Origin of the sequence: Falsochrobactrum tianjinense, from assembly GCF_019100495.1 — a bacterium.
Classification (GTDB): Bacteria; Pseudomonadota; Alphaproteobacteria; order Rhizobiales; family Rhizobiaceae; genus Brucella; species Brucella tianjinense.
Window position 1 is genome coordinate 445,983 of record NZ_JAHRVA010000002.1, and the last position, 18,930, is coordinate 464,912.

The following is an 18,930-nucleotide window of genomic DNA, read 5'->3' on the forward strand; positions in this document are numbered from 1 at the left end:
GATTGATTACCGGCTTTGGGAGCGCCGCGCCATCCATATTCCAGCAAGGACGATCAAGCCGCCGATGCATTGCCACAGGGTAAGCGCCTCTCCCAGAATCAGCCAGGCCAGCAGCGCGGCAATGACGGGCTGGAGCAACAGCGTGAGCGAAGAAAACGTCACCGGAAGCCACGCCAAGGCATAGGCGATGAGGCTCTGGCCTCCTGCCTGGCTAAGCCATGACAGGGCAAACAGCACGGCCCAACCCGCCAGCGTAAAAGGGATCAGCGTCGGCTCGGAAAGCAAAGCGAAAGGCAATATGCTCAATGCAGCCGTGCTCGTGCTCCAGATCATGACGACCGGAGTCGAGAACCGCTCGCGCGCCTTGCCAAGCACGAGGATATAGCCTGCGTAAAGCATGGCGGCGAGGATCGCCACCGCATCACCCTTTAGATCGCCACCGCCCAGCGCCTGCGGCCCGCCTTTCAGAATGACGACACCTGCAATCGTGACGACCAGCGCCACCGCGAACAGTTTACCCGGTGCCTGACGCAGAATAAGCCAACAATAAAGCGCAACGAATATCGGCGCCATATTGACAAGCAGTGTCGAATTGGCGACCGACGTCATATGAAGCGAAATATGCCAGGCGGCGAGTTCCACCGCGAGCAGGAGGCCGGGCAGAACAACCAGCCATATATCGCGCAAGCTGCGTGGTTTGTCCGCATCCAGTGCGGTGCCGCGCGCCGTGAAAAGCATCAGCGGTATCAATGCGAGCGCAAGTCTCCAGAAAGCGGTCGAGATCGCTCCAAGTTCCGAGAGCCGCACGAAGATCGGCGAGCAGCCGATGACCATTCCGCCTGCGAGAAGCGCAAGCAGCGCAAGCCTCATCTGGCGGCGCTTGGGATCTTGCATTGTTTCAGTCGAAATGACCATCGGGAGAACTCTTGATTTCTGTTTTCAAGCCGGTGTGCGATGCCGAGCCTCTGTGCTGCATGAGGCGGTCCTATCACGTTGGGATGAAGACAAGAAGCTGATCTTGTGCGGCGTGCGGCAAGGCCGCATTCAATCGTCTGCCTGAGACTTTTTCATCGCGTTCTCGATGACGGTAAACACCCGCTCATCCAACAATTGCGCGATATTGAAGCGAACGAAGGATGCCGCCGATTGCGATATGCTGAATACATTTCCCGGCGCGAGAACGACATTTTCTTCGACGCACCGCCGCGCGATGACGGATGAATCGTGGCCTTCGGGCAAGCGGCACCAAAGGTAAAATCCGCCGCGCGGCACGATCCACGGCACGATGTCCATTTGTGCCAGGCGGGCGGCGGCGGTTTTACGGGCGCGCGTCAACCGCTGCCGGACCTCCTCCATGTGTTTGCGATAGCTGCCGCCAGCCAGAACATTGGCGATAAGCTCGGCCGCAACCGGGCTGGGACCGCCAAAGCTTGTCGCGACCTGAAGATCGACCAGTCTCTCGATCCAGTCTGGCCGCGCGGCAATATAGCCGCAGCGCACGGAGGCCGAAAGCGTCTTGGAAAAACTGCCGATCCTGATGACGCGGTTCAACCCGTCGAGAATGGCAAGGCGCGGCGATAATGCTGGCTCGAAATCGGTAAAAATATCGTCTTCTACGATGGTCAGTCCGTGAGCCGCAGCAGCACTGAGCACCCGATGCGCAGTCTGAGGCGAAAGGCTGGCACCGGTTGGATTGTGAAGGGCGGAGTTGGTGATATAGAGGCGTGGGTTTTCGGCGATAAGAGCCTGTTCAAAAGCCGAGATATCCGGGCCTGTCGGCGTAAACGGAACGCCGGTGATTCTGACCTGATGCGCACGCAGCAGGGCCTGAAAATTGAAATAGCAAGGGTCATCGACCAGAACGGTATCACCGGGCCGCAAGAGCAAACGGCAGATCAGATCGATCGCCTGCGTTCCCGAAGCGGTCAGGACGATCTGTTCTGCGGTGGCGCTGATGCCTTCGTCGGCAAACCGGCTGAGCAACAGGCGGCGCAGGGCAAGCGAACCGCGCGTGCTGCCATAATCGGAGAGTAGCGTATCGTCGCCCCGGCTGAGCGCCCTTAATCCTTTGCGAAGCGCGGCAGTGGGCATCCAGTCGGCAGGCAGCCAGCCGCAGCCGGGCTTGAGGACGGATGCATCGGCATCGAGCGATTGTCTGGATACCCAGAAAGGATCGACATCGCGCTCGCGCGAAGGCCCCATTCCGGCCAGCGCCATCGGCGGCAGATCCGCGCCGGTGACATAAAAGCCAGAGCCCCGTCGCGCCCGGATAATGCCTTCGGCTTCAAGACGACCGTACGCCTCGACAACCGTGGACGGCGACACGTTCATGGTTTCGGCGAAACGGCGAACCGATGGCAAACGATCTCCCGGTTCCAGCGCCCTGTTTGCGATTCTTGTGCGCACGGCATCCATAAGCGCTTGCGTCCGCGTCGTTTCTTCGCCGTTCATTGTCCGCTCCATTAAATTGTATGGGTAATAATATCCATACAGATTATTGAAATTGTATCTCACTGTTGCTGTTCGCGCCACAGCCGGATTGCTACTGCAAACGGGAAAGCGAGGATAGATGGATCGATCAATGGCAGGTTGGGGCAGCGGCCTTTTGGGGGTTGTCATATTCAGCGGGTCCCTGCCCGCCACACGGGTGGCTGTCGGGGATTTCTCACCGATGTTTCTCACATCCGCGCGCGCAGTGATCGCCGCGCTGCTCAGTATGGTTTTTCTGTTCGCGCTGCGCCAGACGCGGCCCGAACGACGCGACATCCTTCCCTTGACGCTGGTGGCAATCGGCTGCGTGGTCGGCTTCCCGCTGCTGACGGCGCTCGCCCTCCAGCATATCACGGCGGCACATTCCATCGTCTTCGTCGGGCTGCTTCCGCTGGCGACCGCTATTTTCGGCGTGCTGCGCGGCGGCGAGCAGCCAAAACCTGCTTTCTGGCTGTTCTCGATTATCGGTGCCGCCACGGTCGCCGGTTTCGCACTTAACGGAAGCGGGGACGGAACTCTGGCGGGTGACCTGCTGATGATCGCCGCCATACTGGTATGCGGCCTGGGTTATGCGGAAGGAGCAACGCTTTCACGGCGGCTGGGCGGTTGGCAGGTCATCTCCTGGGCTTTGGCGCTATCCTTGCCGATCATGGCGATAATCACCTTGTTCACCCTCCCCCAGACATGGACTGACATTAGCACTCCCGCATGGATCGGCCTCGGCTATGTCTCGATCTTCAGCATGATGGTTGGCTTTATCTTCTGGTATCGCGGCCTTGCCCTTGGCGGCATCGCAGGCGTCGGCCAGTTGCAACTCCTGCAACCGTTCTTCGGCTTCCTGCTGGCGGCGATTTTTCTGGGCGAACCCATTGCCTGGACCATGATCGCGTCTACTGTAGTCGTCGTAATATGTGTGGCCGGAGCAAAGCGATTCGCCTGAGCCTGCCAGCAAAAGGAGTTGACATGTCGATCTTTCAGGGCCTTTCGGCATTCCCGATCACGCCTGCCGATGAGCACGGGACCGTCGATATGGATGGCGTCATGCGGCTGACTGCACGGCTCGCAAGTGCCGGAGTGGATTCAATCGGGCTTCTGGGCAGCACCGGCACCTATACCTATCTGGACCGAACTGAACGGCGGCGCGCGATCAGGGCAGCGGTCAAATCCGTTGGCGGCAAGACGCCGCTTATCGTCGGTATCGGCGCGCTGCGCACGGACGACGTTCAGGATCTTGCACGCGATGCCGAAGCCGAAGGCGCGAGTGCGCTTTTGCTCGCCCCGGTCTCCTATACGCCGCTGACCGACGAAGAGGTGTTTGCACATTATGCGGCGGTCGCAGGCGCGACAGAGCTGCCGCTCTGCATCTACAACAATCCCGGCACAACACATTTTACCTTCAGCCATGGGCTTCTTGCGCGGCTCGCCGATGTCCCCAATATTGCCGCCGTGAAGATGCCCCTACCGTCAGAAACCTCCATGGCAGAGGAACTGGAGATCCTGCGTGCGGGGCCTGCGGCGCGTCTTGCAATCGGCTATAGCGGCGACTGGGGCGCTGCCGAAGCGCTGTTGGCCGGTGCCGATGCCTGGTATAGCGTCATAGCTGGCTTTCTGCCTGAAATTGCAATGCAAATGGTTCGCGCCGCGAGCGCTGGCAGCAGAGAAGAACTGCTCGAAAGCAACAATCGACTGACGCCTTTCTGGGATCTGTTTCGTGAATTCGGCAGCCTTCGTGTCGCCTATGCGGCGCTCGATATAATGGAACTGAATGCCACCCTGCCTCCACGGCCCTTGCTGCCGCTTGCCGAACCGATCCGCCATCGCGTGGCGCAAGCCCTGTCGGCGGCAGTGGCAGCAGAATGAGCCAGTGTGCATGCTATCGTCACTTTTGAAAACGTCGATGATGCTGTAGGTTGCCCGGTATATTTCCAGGCAACCGGGTTTCCGGACAAATCGGGGCAATTGTGAATAAAACGGTTCGACTGGCAATCCTTGGAACTTTTTTGGCCTGCCCTGCCCATGCGGATGATCACTGGGAAGCGGTCGAAATCATCAAGCCTTATGCGATTGCCGGGCGCACTGCACCGCAACTCTATGAATCCATCGGCGCGCGGGGCCCCAAGATCGGCAAGGCGCGTGTCATCGCGCATACAAGCTATGTGCTGACCTGGGAGCGGCAATTCGACCGCAGCAACAATACCTGCACGGTAGTTTCAGCAACGCCTAAACTGAAAATCACCTATACGCTGCCCAAGCCGTCGCAGAAATTGCCTTCGCCGGTGCGGGAAAACTGGGACGTCTTCTATGAGGGCATCCGCAAGCACGAGCTGGTTCACGGTGACATTGCCAAGGATATGACGCGCGAAATCGTCCGCAAAACCGTCGGCCTTTCGGTTGCCAGCGATCCAAAATGCCAGAAAATCCGCAAAGTTCTGGCAAAAGAGATTACCAATATGGTCGACGTGCAACGCACGCGCGGACGTGATTTCGACCGAGTCGAAATGAGCAGTGACGGCAACGTTCAGCAGCTTATCTTGTCCTTTTTGAATGGCCGATAAAATGTGGCCACTTCAGGATGTAAGAGTGAACTAAACTCCTGATTGGAATTTTATTCCAATTAGAGGGAGTTTTTGATTTCATTATTGCTTGTTGAGACCAAAGGTTTGATGTGATTTAAGAAAGCCGTGGAAGGCTCCTCTTCCCGCTCCCGAATATCAATTACAAAGCCAAAGAATGCCTCACCAGAAAACATCGCTCATTTCGCTGCAGCCCTCACGGCGGCAATTTCTCGGTATGTCCGCAGGCGCGGCTGTCGCCGCCGGTTTCGGTCTGGCTGGACCAGGACTTCTCTTGCCTACGCAGGCCCGTGCGCAGGACGCAAAGCCCAGCAAGGGCGGACATCTGGTCATTGCAATGCATTCAGCCTCAAGCTCGGACCATCTGGACCCGGCTTCCTACACGATGGCCTACATGTATACGGTCGGCTTCCAGCTCTTCAACACGCTGCTGGAACTCGGACCCGATGGAAAGCTCACCAGCGCTCTTGTCGAAAACTGGGAACCGGCCAATACCGACGCCAGCAAGTGGGTGTTCCGCCTGCGCAAGGGTGTCACTTTCCACAATGGCAAGGAACTGACCGCCGCGGACGTTGTTTATTCGCTCAATCATCATCGCGGCGACGACACCACGTCAGGCGGCAAGGGCGTATTGCTCGCGGTGACCGATGTTCAGGCATCCGATACCTATGAAGTCACTGTCACGCTGGATGCGGGGAATGTCGATTTCCCGGCCGCTTTTGTCGACTATCATCTCGGTATCGGGCCGGAAGGCGAAGACTTCGACAAGGGTATCGGCACCGGTGCTTTCGTTCTGGAAGACTTCCAGCCCGGCATACGCGCGCTGACGCGCCGCAACCCTAATTACTGGCATCCTGACCGCGCGAACGTGGATTCCGTCGAAACCATCGCAATGGACGATACCACTGCACGCATGGCGGCGCTGATGAGCGGCCAGGCTCATGTCATCAACGCGGTGGAACCGCGCATGGTCAGCCATCTGAGCGCCCGCCCGGATATCCAGATCCTGCGTACGCCGGAAAACTCGATGTACTGCTTCCCTATGCGGACGGATTCCGAGTTGCTAAAAAATAACGACCTGCGTCTGGCCCTTAAATATGCCATTGATCGCGAAGAATTGCAGAAGAGCCTGTTGGTCGGAACCGGCGCGGTCGGGAACGATCACCCGATCCCATCCTGGAATCCGCTGCATGCCAAGGATGTTCCGCAACGTGCATATGATCCGGAAAAAGCGGCTTTCCATCTGAAGAAGTCGGGCTTCTCCGGCTCAATTCCCCTCAGCGTTTCGGATAATGGTTTTACCGGATCGGCAGATGCAGCACAGCTTTATCAAGCCTCGGCTGCAAAAGCCGGCATCACCATCGATGTCGAGCGCGTCCCATCTGACGGTTACTGGGAGGAAGTCTGGCTCAAGAAGCCGTTCGTGGCTTCCAACTGGTCGGTTCGTCCGACCGCCGATGCGATGCTTTCCATGCTGCTTCAGACTGGCGCGCCATGGAATGAAACCGGCTGGAGTAACGAGGCTTTCGACAAGCTTCTGACCGCCTCCCGTGTTGAACTCGATGAAGCCAAACGTAAGCAAATCTATCACGACATGCAGGTGCTGATCGTGGAAGATGGCGGCGAACTGATCCCGGTTTTCACCGATAATCTTGCGGCAGCTAACGGCAAGGTGAAAGGTTATGTTTCGGTACCAGGTGGCGGCGACATGAGCGGCTATCGTCTCGCGGAAAAGATTTGGCTTGAAGAATAGATCTCAACCGCTTTGCGCAACCGTTCAGAATACCCTTGAGTAAAGCCTGAACAAGAGACTTGGCAGGGAAGCGCCGAACCGCTAACACGGGCGGCGCTTTCATTTTGCAATGGTTTTTGGACTGGACCGCCAATGACAGACATGCCAACGGCCCTATCTCAAAGCGACGCGACAGCCGTTTCGCATGAGGGCCGTCGGCGTCCCTTTGGCCTTCTGCGCGGCAACTCGCTTGTAGGGCTGATTACACGCCGCATATTGCTGGGCATTGTCTTGCTCTGGGCAATCTCAATCGTCATCTTTGCCGGAACCCAGATTCTTCCTGGCGATGTTGCTACAGCGATGCTCGGCCAGCAGGCGACACCACAGGCCGTCGAGAATATCCGCAAGGAACTGGGTCTCGAAAGACCCGCCATCCAGCGCTACGGCGAATGGCTGGGTGATGCCGTTCAGGGTGATCTGGGGCGCAGCTATTCGAACCGACAGGACATCGCCAGAAGCATTGCGCCGCGCCTTGCCAATACGCTCTATCTGGCTGCAATGTCGGCGCTGTTCGCGATCCCGCTGGCACTGCTGCTCGGGGTGATTTCCGTTCTTTATGCAGGCACTGTGATTGATCGTGGCATTGCAGTTGCGACGCTCGGAACCATTTCGCTGCCCGAGTTCTTCGTCGCTTATATATTGATTGCCTATTTCGCAATTTCGCTGGGGCTTTTGCCATCAAGCGCCCTTGTCAACTCCTCGATGAGCGGTTGGCAGCGGCTGACGGCAATCGCCCTCCCCTGCATGACGCTTGTTATCGCCGTGACCGGTCACATGGTGCGCATGACTCGCGCTTCGCTGCTCGCCGTCATGTCCTCGCCCTATATCGAGACCGCGCAGCTCAAGGGCCTGCCGCGCTGGCGCATTCTGCTTAAACATGCGCTTCCCAATGCGCTGTCACCGGTCGTCAATGTGATTGCGCTCAACCTCGCCTATCTCATCGTCGGCGTAGTGGTGGTCGAGGTCATCTTCGTTTATCCGGGCATGGGCCAATATATGGTCGATCATGTCGCAAAGCGCGACGTGCCCGTGGTGCAGGCCTGTGGCCTGATCTTCGCAGCCGTCTATATCGGCCTCAACATCATTGCCGACGTGATCGTGATTCTGACCAATCCCCGGCTGAGGCATCCGCGATGAAAAAGCGTAAAAAAACCTCACGCCTGCTCGCGGCAATCGGTTTTGGCGGCATAGCTTTCTTTGTGTTCGTTGCGATTTTCGCAAACTTTCTCGCCCCGCATCCGATATCGGAAGTCGTCGGCAGCGTGTGGCAGGGACCATCGCGCGAGGCTCTTCTGGGTACTGACAATATCGGCCGTGATCTTTTGTCCCGCGTCATCTGGGGAACACGGCTCACACTTTCGATTGCCGCCGCTGCCACAATTCTCGCCTTTCTGATCGGCGTGCCGCTCGGCTTTCTTGCAGCGCTTACAGGCGGTTGGCCGGATCAGTTCCTGTCGCGCGCCAACGATTTACTTATGGCCATACCGACGCTGATCTTCGCGCTCGTCGTGCTTGCCGTTCTGCCCAAAAGCGTTTTCGTGCTGATCGCAGTCATGGCTGTGCTGGAAGCGACCCGCGTTTTTCGTGTCAGCCGTGCCATTGCTTCAGACATCGTTGTTCTCGACTATATCGAAATTGCCCGCCTGCGCGGAGAGAGCAAAGGCTGGATCATTTTCAATGAAATATTGCCGAATACGCTTTCACCGCTTCTGGCGGAGTTCGGCTTGCGCTTTGTCTTCGCGATCCTGTTTCTTTCGACGTTATCCTTTCTTGGCCTTGGCGTTCAGCCGCCGGTCGCCGATTGGGGCAGTCTGGTCAAGGAAAACAAGGATGGCCTGATGTTCGGGGTTTTCGCAGCCCTTATCCCCGGCACAACTATTGCACTTCTCGCCATCAGCGTGAATTTCGTCGTCGACTGGATATTGCAGCGCACATCAAGTCTGAAGCGGGGTGCCCGGCAAGATGGCTGAACCACTTCTGAAAATCACCGGCCTTGAAATAAGCTCCGATGACGGCGTGGTTGTCGACGGCGTGGATATCACTTTGGAAAAGGGCCGCATTCTGGGCCTGATCGGTGAGTCTGGCGCCGGTAAATCCACCATCGGCCTTGCGGCGCTTGGCTATACGCGCGGGGGCTTGCAGATCACGGGCGGCGCCGTCACCCTTGACGGGCAGAAAGTTCTCTCGCTGTCGCGCAGGGACATGCAGAAAATGCGCGGCTCCAAAGTGGCCTTTGTCGCACAGTCGGCAGCCGCTGCTTTCAATCCCGCACACCGGCTGATTGATCAGGTTATCGAAGCAAGCCTCTGGCACGGCCTGATGAAGCGAACGGAGGCGAAAAAACGCGCCATCGAACTTTTCACCATGCTTGGCCTGCCCGATCCTGAACACTTCGGCGAGCGCTATCCCCATCAGGTTTCCGGCGGGCAGCTCCAGCGCGCGATGACTGCAATGGCGCTTTGCCCCAAACCCGACCTCATTGTCTTTGACGAACCCACGACCGCGCTCGATGTTACGACCCAGATCGAGGTGCTGGTCGCCATCAAGAAGGCTATCGACGCTACAAGTACGGCGGCGCTTTATATCTCGCACGACCTGGCGGTCGTCGCCCAGATTGCAGACGACATCATGGTGCTGCGTCATGGGCGCATGGTCGAAATCGGCTCTGTGCGGCAGATTTTCGACGCGCCGCGTGAGGACTATACGCGCCAGCTCGTCGCTGTACGCCAGAAGGAAACCGAAGGCCGAACACAGTCATCTGCACAGCTTCTGTCAATTACAAACATCTGTGCTTCTTATGATCCAGCAACACCGGTTCTCAATAACATCACGCTCGATCTCGAAAAGGGTCAGACACTGGCTATTGTGGGCGAGTCAGGCTCCGGAAAGTCGACGCTGGCGCGGGTCGTGAGCGGCCTGCTTCAGCCAACGCAGGGAGAAATCCGCTTCGATGGCGCGGTACTACCGTCAAGCGTGGAAAGACGCTCCAGGGAAACGCTGCGCAATATTCAGATGATCAGTCAATTGCCTGATCTTGCGCTCAATCCTCGCCGTACTATCGCGGATATCATCGGCAGGCCGCTGCAATTCTATTTTGGCATGGCACGCGAAGCTCGGCGCAAGACGGTCAACGAACTGGTCGAGCGCATCGAGCTGCCAAAAAGCATTCTGGAGCGTTATCCAGCGGAATTGTCGGGTGGACAGAAACAGCGTGTTTGCATTGCTCGTGCGTTGGCCGCGCGTCCCAAACTTCTTCTGTGTGATGAGCCGACTTCCGCGCTCGATCCGCTGGTCGCTGAAGGTATTCTCGACCTGTTGCGGCGGGTTCAGAACGAGACAGGCACATCCTATCTCTTTGTCACGCACGATCTGGCAATCGTCCGCGCCATCGCCGACAAGATTGCAGTCATGCATCGCGGTTCAGTCGTGCGTTACGGGCAGAAATCAACTGTGCTGACGCCGCCCTATGATGACTATACGGGAAAGCTTCTTTCATCCGTGCCGCAGATGGCGCCCGGCTGGCTGGACAACATCATCGCGGAACGCGCAGGCAATAAAAATACCAACAAGGACATGACATCATGAGCAGGAAAGCAATCATTCTCGATGGCGGCATGGGGCGTGAACTCGAACGTGTCGGCGCACCGTTCCGTCAGCCGGAATGGTCGGCGCTCGCACTCATCGAAGGCCCGCAATTCGTCCGCGAGGTTCATGACAGCTATATCGCCGCTGGCGCAGACGTCATCACCACCAACAGCTATGCCGTCGTGCCTTTCCACATCGGCGAAGAACGCTTTGCAGCCGAAGGCCGAAAGCTTGCCGCCCTTTCCGGCACCATTGCGCGCGAAGCTGCCGATGCCGCCGACCGCAAGGTCAAGGTCGCCGGCTCGTTGCCGCCGGTTTTCGGCTCCTACCAGCCGGAGCTTTTCGATCCGGCTCGCGCAGGAGAACTGCTCAGTGTACTGGTGGATGGGCTGGCGCCTTCCATTGATCTGTGGCTCGCCGAAACCCAAAGCAGCCTCGTCGAAGTGAAGGCCGCACACGAAGCCATTCGCGCAACCGGAAAGCCGCTCTGGATTTCCTATACGCTGCGCGACGACATGCCCCCGCAAGAAATGAGTGAAGCCCAGTTGCGTTCCGGTGAAACCGTTGCCGATGGCGCGCGTCTTGCCGCCGAACTCGGAGCGGAAGCGCTGCTCTTCAACTGTGCCATGCCGGAAGTTATGGATGCGGCCATTCTCGCGGCAAAGCAGGTGTTTGAGGAACTGCACATGGACACTCCGATTGGCGTCTACGCCAATGCGTTCCCGTCCCAGCAAGGCGACGAGGAAGCCAACGCCACGGTTACGGAAATCCGTGCTGACCTCGACCCCGACGCTTATGGCGTCTGGGCGCAGCGCTGGGTGAACCATGGTGCAGGCATTATCGGCGGCTGCTGCGGCATCGGCACCAATCACATTCACGCGCTATCGAACCGATATCTCTGCGCTTGATTAAAAACAAAGGGCGGCTTTACAGCCGCCCTTATCTATCATGACAGGATGCGTGCCGCTGCCAGTGAAAGCGCCACAACCCCGTTGGCAATCGAACGTTCATCGGGCTGATAATCGGAATTATGCAGCTTGTCGTCGCGCCCTTCCTGCGAAGCGCCGATACCAAGCTGGAATGACGGCACTCTTTCGCCCACCAGCGCAAAATCTTCCGAACCGAGGCTTCCGCCGCGCTTGAAGAAAACCTCGCCATAATGCTCGCGAATGACTGCGCCCGTGGTTTCGACCAGATAGGGATCAGAAACCATTGAAGGCACGCCGCGCACATAGTTGATTTCGCAACGTACGCGCAAAGACGCTTCAAGCCCTGCGCAGATGCGGCGCACCGCAGCCTCGATAATGTCACGGGCGTTTGGGTCCTGACAGCGCACCGTGCCCATGATCGCGACCAAGTCGGGGATAATGTTATGCGTGTGCCCGCCGTGGATCGAGCCGATTGTCAGAACAGCCGCTTGCATGGGATCGACCTCACGCGAAACAATCGTCTGAAGCTGCGTGACGAGCTGCGCGGTGGCGACGATCGGGTCGACGGCCTGATGCGGGCGCGCGGCATGGCCTGACGCTGCATGAACCGTAATGTCGAACTCATCGGACGATCCGTTGGCAATGCCTTCGACAAAAGTAAAAGTGCCTGTCGGCTCGTCCGGCTGATTGTGGAAGCCAAGCGCATAATCCACGCCATCCAGAACGCCGTCCGCGATCATGGCCCGTGCACCGCTCTCCTGCGTTTCCTCGGCGGGCTGGAACATCAGTTTGACATTGCCGCCAAGCTGCGGCGCGATTTGCTTGAGCACGCCGCCAATGCCGATCAAGGTCGCCGTATGCAGATCATGTCCGCAGGCATGCATCTTGCCGGGGTAAACGCTGGCAAATGGAAGCCCGGTTTGTTCCTCGATGGGCAATGCATCCATATCGGCGCGGATCACCAATGTCGGCCCTGGTCGCCCGCCCTCGATGAACCCCACGACGCCGGTATGTCCGACACCCGTCTGGTGCTCGATACCCAGGCGTTCCATTTCGCGTGCCACCACGCTCGCAGTGCGTTCGACATCGAAGCCCGTTTCCGGATGAGCATGTATGTCACGGCGGATTTCAATGAGATGGTGTTCCAGCCCGTCGGACAATTGCTCAATGAGCGAGGAAAGGTCATTGCGGAGAGATGTATCGGAGAACTTGGTCATATTCTTTTCCGGTTAAAAGCCGTCAGCCCTGCTTATCTCCGAACGGTTCGGTCAAACAAGGTCATTTTGCAAAGCCGGTCATTTTATTGACGGCCATGGCGTGCTTATCCGCATACTGCTTGCGGCAATCGCGCCAAAGAAGGGCGGTTGAAATTCTCTGTTCATGCCATATTCTTTCAAGAATGCATCAGGATGATCCAAAGACGGCTGGGCCGATCACATTATCCACCACAACCGATATGAGCTCTTTCTCCGACATCCAGTTTTTGAGATCAGCGGAAAATATTGCACCCATCGACTTCTCCGATCTTGCGCAGTGGTCTTTTTTCTTCGATCTGGATGGAACGTTGCTCGACATCGCGCCCTCACCCGACGGGGTCACACCCGCAGAGGGTTTGCAGTCGGCGCTTGAGAAACTCGATCAATGCACCTCCGGCGCGCTCGCCATTGTATCGGGCAGATCGGTCGACTTTGTGGACCGGCTTTTCCCCGGATACAGGTTTTCGGTGGCTGGGCTTCACGGCGCGCAGGTCAGGCAGGCATCGGCAACAGGCGGGTGCAGCAATCCGAGCGCCATGACACTTCCCGAAGGCTTCCATCGCGGACGTGAATTCGCAAAGCAGGCAGCAGTCGATCTTCCCGGCGTTTTTTTCGAAAACAAAGGTGGGGCATTCGCCCTCCACTACCGGATGGCACCGGAACGCGAAGCCGATGTCAGACGCATCATGCGGGTGGCTGACAGCCTCGCAACTCCCGGCTACGCCTTGCAGGAGGGAAAATTCGTCATCGAGCTCAAGCCTTCCGGCAGCGATAAAGGCATGGCTGTCCGCAAGTTTATGGATGCAGAGCCATTTCGCGGCAGACGACCCTTCGCCGCCGGCGACGACTTCACTGATGAAACAATGTTCGCAGCGGTCAATGAAATGGGAGGGTTGAGCCTGCGTGTCGGCTCGCCGCTCGAGATCGTGCGGAATGGGACCAGGACTGAAGCATTGGCACAAATGGCATCGCCGGAGATTTTGAGACGCTGGATAAGGAGGCTGACGGAATGAATGCAGATTTGGCATTGCAAAAACCCGCTCCATCACTGGATCTGGGGGTCGTGGGAAATGCCGCACTTGCAGCCCTTATCGACCGGGAGGCCGGGATTTGCTGGATGTGCACCCCACGGATGGATGGAGATCCGGTCTTTTGCGGCCTGCTCGATCCCAATGGCGATACGAATGATGGTGTCTGGCGCTTCTCCTTGACGGAACAGGCGAAGACCGAGCAGCATTATATGCGCAATACTGCGATCCTTGAAACCATCTTGACCGATGCCGAGGGTAATCAGGCCAGAATCACTGATTTCGCACCGCGATTTAAAATGAGCGGCCGGATATTCAGGGGATTCACCGTTGTACGGATCGTCGAGCCGCTTTCTGGCACGCCGAGACTGTCCGTATCGCTGCGCCCGCGTTCCAGCTACGGCGAAAACCCGCCGGAAACAACCCGCGGAACCAGCCATATCCGTTATATTCTCGGCGATCATGTCCTTCGATTGACGACCGATGCGCCGGTCGAATACGTGCTGGGCGAAACACCGTTCATACTCGACCGCCCGCTGGCCTTCGTCCTCGGGCCCGACGAGCGCCTCACCAGCAGCCCGATGGATATTGCGCGTCATTTTCTAGGCGAAACGCGCCATTACTGGCTCGATTGGGTGCGCAGTCTCGCCCTCCCCGCCGATTTTCAGGATGTTGTCATTCGTGCAGCGATCACGCTGAAGCTCTGCTCGAACGAAGAAACCGGGGCTATCGTTGCGGCGCTTACGACCTCAATTCCCGAATATGGGGCGAGTGGACGCACCTGGGATTATCGGTTTTGCTGGCTCAGGGATTCCTATTTCACGGTCAAGGCGCTCAATAGCCTCAATGCCACGCGGACCATGGAGAATTACCTCGCTTATGTCTCCAATCTCGCCGCCGCTTCGCCTGACGGTTATATGCAGCCGCTGTTCGGGCTGGGACTGGAACGGCAACTGGATGAATATGTCGTGACCGGCCTTTCAGGCTACCGCAATTTCGGTCCAGTACGGCGTGGTAATGCAGCCTGGACCCAGGTGCAAAACGATGGCTACGGATCGGTAATCCTTGCTGCGATCCAGTGCTTCTTCGATGAACGTCTGCCCGATATGGGCGGCGAGACACTCTTCCGGCTTCTGGAACGGCTCGGGGAAGAAGCCGAGGCTCGATGGGACAAGCCGGACGCCGGATTATGGGAATACCGATCACGAAACGGGGTCCATACTCATTCGGCGGTGATGTGTTGGGCGGCATGCGACCGGCTGTCGCGTATCGCCAAGCGACTGGAGCTGCCGGGCTCCGGCGAACGCTGGGCGACAAGTGCCCAGCGGATACGCAGCGCCATTCTGGAACGCGCATGGAACCCGGCAAAGGGCAGTTTTGTCTCCGTTTTCGACGGGTCGGATTTGGATGCAAGCCTGCTGTTAATGGCAGAGTCCGGTTTCATCGCTCCGGACGATCCCCGGTTTATTGCAACAGTCAGCGCATGCGAGAATGCGTTGCGTTTTGGCAACCAGCTCTATCGCTATCGCACCCCCGATGATTTCGGTGCGCCGGAAACGGCATTTACGGCATGCACTTTCTGGCTGATCGACGCCCTGGTGCGCACGGGTCGTCAGACGGAAGCGTGCGAGATATTCAATGATATTCTTTCGCACCGCAATCATCTTGGCCTCCTTTCGGAAGGCGTTCATGTCGAAAGCGGCGAACTTTGGGGAAATTTTCCGCAAACTTATTCGATGGTGGGGCTGATTAATGCTGCGATGGCACTATCTCGTTCTTGGGAGGAAGTTTTGTGAGCCGCCTGATCGTCGTTTCCAACCGGGTTCCCGATCCCGGTCGCCCGCCTGCAGGTGGTCTGGCCGTAGCGATGCATGCGGCCTTGCAGGAGCGCGGCGGCGTCTGGATGGGCTGGTCCGGAAAATCGAGCGGCGAGAATGACCCCGGCCCATTGGTAACGCGGCAGGAAGGACAGATTTCCTACGCCTTGACCGATCTGTCGGATCGCGACCTGTCGGAATATTACGATGGTCTGGCCAATAGCGTACTCTGGCCGCTTTGCCATTACCGTATCGATCTCACCGATTATGCCCGGCGCGATATGGCTGGGTACCTTCGCGTCAATCGCCTGTTTGCCGAACGGCTGCGACCGCTGGTCGGGGAAGGCGACCTGATCTGGATTCACGATTATCATCTTATTCCGCTCGCAGCCGAACTACGGCAGATGGGGATCACCAACCGCATCGGCTTTTTCATGCATATTCCTTGGCCCTCGCCGGATGTGTTCCTTACATTGCCGGTGCAGGACATGCTTTTGCGGGCCATGACTGCACTTGATCTTATCGGTTTGCAGACCGAGGACGATGCCGAGAATTTTGCGCTTTGCCTAAAGCGCGGCGGAGTCGCCAAGCCATTGGCCAATGAGCCGGGCATGTTCCACAATTCGGAGCGGCAATTCCGGGTCGGTGCCTTTCCAATCGGCATCGATGTGAAAACGTTTTCCCATACGGCGCAAACTGCCATCGGCAACCCCACGATCCAGCGGTTTGGCCGGTCGCTTGGCGATCGCGAACTGATTATCGGCGTCGACCGGCTCGACTATACGAAGGGACTGCCACAACGGCTGACCGGCTTCCACCGTTTTCTCGAAGTAAACCCGGCATGGCACGGACGCGTGACATTTCTCCAGATCACGCCGAAAAGCCGCTCCGGCGTGGCGGAATATGATGCGTTGCAGCGCGAAGTGGACGAGATTGCAGGGCATATCAACGGCACTTTGGGCCGTCTCGACTGGACGCCGGTGCGCTATGTGAACCGGGCTTTCAGCCAGCATGTGCTGGCCGCCATCTACCGAATGGCCGGAGTGGGGCTGGTGACACCGCTACGCGACGGAATGAACCTTGTCGCAAAGGAATATGTGGCGGCACAAGACCCCGAAGATCCCGGCGTACTTGTTCTCTCGCGCTTCGCGGGTGCCGCGCACGAGTTGAGAGCAGGCGCGCTTCTGGTCAACCCCTATGACGTGGAAACAATTGCCGATGCGATCGGGCGTTCCGTATCCATGCCTCTGGAACAAAGACGTGAACGTTACGCGGCCATGATCGATGCCATCAATAAGAACGATATTTTTGACTGGTGCAACGCCTATCTCGATCAACTCGCAAGCATTCCCCCATCGCCGTGGCCCATCGATCCTTGTCAATCGGGTGTATGAACCCGCTTGACAAGCGGCGGCAGCAAACTGCTTGAGCTGAATCCGTGCAAGGCTGTAAAAACCTGTTTTCAGCGCCTTCGTATACGGTTATCAGACAACCTTACAATATGATTTTTGGTAGCCTTGCTGTAAGTCGCGTGGCAGGCTGATAAAACTGGTGAGGAGCATTCAGAATGCATATTTCGATTATCGGTGCCGCAGGTATGGTCGGTCGCAAACTGGCGGCACGGCTAGTGGCCGATGGCGGCCTTGATGGCAAGGCAATCACGAAACTGTCGCTGGTCGACGTGGTGGCGGCCGATGCGCCGGCTGGCTTTACCGGCAAAGTCGCCTCAAGCGCCGCTAATATTGCCGATCCCGCGACGGCTCAAGCCATTGTCGCCAGCCGTCCCGATGTGATTTTCCATCTCGCGGCTATCGTATCCGGTGAAGCCGAACTGGATTTCGACAAGGGCTACAGCATCAATCTCGATGGTACGCGCTTCCTGTTCGATGCGATCCGGTTGGCCAATACCGCCGATGGCTACAAGCCGCGCGTTGTCTTCACCTCCTCGATTGCTGTATTCGGTGCACCGCTGCCCTTCCCGATTCCCGATGAATTCCACACGACGCCTCTCACCAGCTACGGGACCCAGAAGGCAATCAGCGAATTGCTGCTGGCCGATTACAGCCGTCGCGGGTTCTTCGACGGCATCGGCATTCGCCTGCCTACCATCTGCATTCGTCCGGGCAAGCCCAATGCGGCTGCGTCGGGCTTCTTCTCCAACATTCTGCGCGAACCGCTGGTTGGGCAGGAAGCCATTCTGCCGGTGCCGGACAATGTACGCCATTGGCATGCTTCGCCGCGTTCCGCTGTCGGCTTCCTGCTTCACGGCGCGACCATCGATCTGGCAAAGGTCGGCCCCCGTCGCAACCTGTCAATGCCTGGCCTGAGCGCCACCGTTGCCGAGCAGATCGAAGCACTGCGCAACGTTGCCGGTGACAAGGCCGTCGGGCTTATTCGTCGCGAACCCAATGAAATGATCATGAAAATGGTCGATGGGTGGGCTCCTGGCTTTGAAGCGAAACGCGCAACCGAGCTGGGCTTTACCGCCGATGCGTCATTTGAAGACATCATTCGCGCGCATATCGATGATGAATTGGGAGGCTCTCTTTGAACACGACCGCAACGTCACATAACGGCGTCAAAATAGCTTTTCTAGGGACTGGACTGATGGGGGCGCCAATGGCGCGCCGCCTTCTGGGCGCAGGTTTTACCGTCACGGTCTGGAACCGTGACGGTAACAAGGCCCGGCCTCTGGCCGAAGATGGCGCCATGCTTGCTGCAACGGCTGCGGAAGCGGCAAAGGATGCATCCGTGCTCATCACCATGCTAACGGATGGAAATGCCGTCGGCGATGTGCTGTTCGCACAGGGCGTTGCTGCCGCCCTCGAAGAGGGGGCGACCATTATTGATATGAGTTCGATCGCCCCGGCTTTTGCCCGTGAGCATGCGCAAAAACTGGCCCAGTCCGGCATTCGTCATATCGATGCGCCGGTTTCCGGCGGCGTGGCTGGCGCAGCAGCCGGAACGCTCGCCATCATGGCCGGCGGCGAAGCGGATGTCGTTGCCGAACTGGCCGATGTGTTCGCCCCGATGGGGCGTGTCACCCATGTCGGCCCAAGCGGCGCGGGCCAGTTGGCCAAGCTTGCCAACCAGCAGATTGTGGCCGTCACCATTGGCGCGATTGCTGAAGCCATGGTTTTGGTGGAAGCGGGCGGCGGCAATCGTGAAGCCTTCCGCGACGCCATACGCGGCGGCTTTTGTGAAAGCCGTATTCTTGAATTGCATGGCAAGCGGATGATCGATCGGGATTTCGAGCCGGGCGGCGCATCGCGCAACCAGCTTAAAGACTTGAAAGCGGTCCTCGCCACCGCCCGCGACCTGTCGCTGACGCTTCCTCTCACCGAGGCGGTTTCGGCGGAATTTACTGATTTTGTCGATAATGGCGGTGGCGAAACAGATCACAGCGCCTTGCTGGTGCATCTGGAAAACAAGAATGGCGGTCGGGGAGCCAAATCCTAAA

The 18,930-nt window shown here is 58.0% G+C and carries 16 protein-coding genes; 13 read left to right on the forward strand and 3 right to left on the reverse strand.

The window, feature by feature from the left end:
• Positions 1-6 precede the first annotated feature (6 nt).
• A complete protein-coding gene (locus tag KUG47_RS07635) occupies positions 7-909 on the reverse strand; it encodes a DMT family transporter (RefSeq protein WP_422718069.1) in 903 nt (300 codons plus the stop codon).
• 135 nt (positions 910-1,044) lie between these two features.
• Complete coding sequence (locus tag KUG47_RS07640; RefSeq protein ID WP_254799358.1) at positions 1,045-2,451, reverse strand: aminotransferase-like domain-containing protein; 1,407 nt, start codon at positions 2,449-2,451, stop codon at positions 1,045-1,047.
• A gap of 118 nt (positions 2,452-2,569) precedes the next feature.
• Here KUG47_RS07640 and KUG47_RS07645 point away from each other — a divergent pair, with 118 nt between their 5' ends.
• The 8 genes from KUG47_RS07645 to KUG47_RS07680 all read left to right on the forward strand — a co-directional run bounded on the left by KUG47_RS07645 (position 2,570) and on the right by KUG47_RS07680 (position 11,348).
• Entirely contained in the window at positions 2,570-3,430 is an 861-nt protein-coding gene (locus KUG47_RS07645) for a DMT family transporter (RefSeq protein ID WP_217677342.1), read from the forward strand.
• A 23-nt stretch (positions 3,431-3,453) separates the two neighbouring features.
• Entirely contained in the window at positions 3,454-4,350 is an 897-nt protein-coding gene (locus tag KUG47_RS07650; protein ID WP_217677343.1) for a dihydrodipicolinate synthase family protein, read from the forward strand.
• 119 nt (positions 4,351-4,469) lie between these two features.
• Positions 4,470-5,045, forward strand: a complete 576-nt coding sequence (locus tag KUG47_RS07655) for a DUF922 domain-containing Zn-dependent protease (protein WP_254799406.1) — start codon at positions 4,470-4,472, stop codon at positions 5,043-5,045.
• Between the two features lie 175 nt (positions 5,046-5,220).
• Positions 5,221-6,816: an ABC transporter substrate-binding protein gene (locus KUG47_RS07660; RefSeq protein ID WP_217677344.1), complete on the forward strand. Its 1,596-nt coding sequence runs from the start codon at positions 5,221-5,223 to the stop codon at positions 6,814-6,816.
• Between the two features lie 132 nt (positions 6,817-6,948).
• Entirely contained in the window at positions 6,949-7,992 is a 1,044-nt protein-coding gene (locus KUG47_RS07665; protein WP_254799360.1) for an ABC transporter permease, read from the forward strand.
• Positions 7,989-8,825 (forward strand): ABC transporter permease, encoded by an 837-nt coding sequence (locus KUG47_RS07670; protein ID WP_217677345.1) that lies wholly within the window; start codon positions 7,989-7,991, stop codon positions 8,823-8,825. Before KUG47_RS07665 ends, KUG47_RS07670 begins: the two co-directional genes overlap by 4 nt.
• Positions 8,818-10,440 (forward strand): ABC transporter ATP-binding protein, encoded by a 1,623-nt coding sequence (locus KUG47_RS07675; RefSeq protein WP_217677346.1) that lies wholly within the window; start codon positions 8,818-8,820, stop codon positions 10,438-10,440. The genes KUG47_RS07670 and KUG47_RS07675 overlap by 8 nt, the downstream gene beginning before the upstream one ends.
• Positions 10,437-11,348 carry a homocysteine S-methyltransferase family protein gene (locus KUG47_RS07680; protein ID WP_217677347.1) on the forward strand — a complete coding sequence of 304 codons (912 nt, stop codon included), beginning with the start codon at positions 10,437-10,439 and terminating at the stop codon, positions 11,346-11,348. The genes KUG47_RS07675 and KUG47_RS07680 overlap by 4 nt, the downstream gene beginning before the upstream one ends.
• Before the next feature lie 38 nt (positions 11,349-11,386).
• Here the strand turns inward: KUG47_RS07680 and KUG47_RS07685 are convergent, their stop codons facing one another.
• Positions 11,387-12,586, reverse strand: a complete 1,200-nt coding sequence (locus KUG47_RS07685) for a M20 metallopeptidase family protein (protein WP_217677348.1) — start codon at positions 12,584-12,586, stop codon at positions 11,387-11,389.
• Positions 12,587-12,852: 266 nt separating this feature from the next.
• Between KUG47_RS07685 and otsB the strand changes: the two genes are divergently transcribed.
• From otsB to KUG47_RS07710, 5 genes are all read left to right on the forward strand, one after another.
• A complete protein-coding gene (otsB, locus tag KUG47_RS07690; RefSeq protein WP_217677349.1) occupies positions 12,853-13,638 on the forward strand; it encodes a trehalose-phosphatase in 786 nt (261 codons plus the stop codon).
• Positions 13,635-15,449, forward strand: coding sequence for a glycoside hydrolase family 15 protein (locus KUG47_RS07695; RefSeq protein WP_217677350.1), 1,815 nt, complete (start codon positions 13,635-13,637; stop codon positions 15,447-15,449). The genes otsB and KUG47_RS07695 overlap by 4 nt, the downstream gene beginning before the upstream one ends.
• Entirely contained in the window at positions 15,446-16,864 is a 1,419-nt protein-coding gene (otsA, locus tag KUG47_RS07700) for an alpha,alpha-trehalose-phosphate synthase (UDP-forming) (RefSeq protein WP_217677351.1), read from the forward strand. Before KUG47_RS07695 ends, otsA begins: the two co-directional genes overlap by 4 nt.
• Before the next feature lie 173 nt (positions 16,865-17,037).
• Complete coding sequence (gene denD, locus KUG47_RS07705) at positions 17,038-18,021, forward strand: D-erythronate dehydrogenase (protein ID WP_217677352.1); 984 nt, start codon at positions 17,038-17,040, stop codon at positions 18,019-18,021.
• Complete coding sequence (locus KUG47_RS07710; protein WP_217677353.1) at positions 18,018-18,929, forward strand: NAD(P)-dependent oxidoreductase; 912 nt, start codon at positions 18,018-18,020, stop codon at positions 18,927-18,929. The genes denD and KUG47_RS07710 overlap by 4 nt, the downstream gene beginning before the upstream one ends.
• Position 18,930: the final 1 nt, after the last annotated feature.

Coding starts and splice junctions, on each gene's coding strand:
- KUG47_RS07675 (WP_217677346.1), top strand. CDS start 8,818: ATGGCTGAACCACTTCTGAAAATCACCGGCCTTGAAATAAGCTCCGAT.
- KUG47_RS07695 (WP_217677350.1), top strand. CDS start 13,635: ATGAATGCAGATTTGGCATTGCAAAAACCCGCTCCATCACTGGATCTG.
- KUG47_RS07680 (WP_217677347.1), top strand. CDS start 10,437: ATGAGCAGGAAAGCAATCATTCTCGATGGCGGCATGGGGCGTGAACTC.
- KUG47_RS07645 (WP_217677342.1), top strand. CDS start 2,570: ATGGATCGATCAATGGCAGGTTGGGGCAGCGGCCTTTTGGGGGTTGTC.
- KUG47_RS07640 (WP_254799358.1), bottom strand. CDS start 2,451: ATGAACGGCGAAGAAACGACGCGGACGCAAGCGCTTATGGATGCCGTG.
- KUG47_RS07660 (WP_217677344.1), top strand. CDS start 5,221: ATGCCTCACCAGAAAACATCGCTCATTTCGCTGCAGCCCTCACGGCGG.
- KUG47_RS07665 (WP_254799360.1), top strand. CDS start 6,949: ATGACAGACATGCCAACGGCCCTATCTCAAAGCGACGCGACAGCCGTT.
- KUG47_RS07670 (WP_217677345.1), top strand. CDS start 7,989: ATGAAAAAGCGTAAAAAAACCTCACGCCTGCTCGCGGCAATCGGTTTT.
- denD (WP_217677352.1), top strand. CDS start 17,038: ATGCATATTTCGATTATCGGTGCCGCAGGTATGGTCGGTCGCAAACTG.
- KUG47_RS07685 (WP_217677348.1), bottom strand. CDS start 12,586: ATGACCAAGTTCTCCGATACATCTCTCCGCAATGACCTTTCCTCGCTC.
- KUG47_RS07650 (WP_217677343.1), top strand. CDS start 3,454: ATGTCGATCTTTCAGGGCCTTTCGGCATTCCCGATCACGCCTGCCGAT.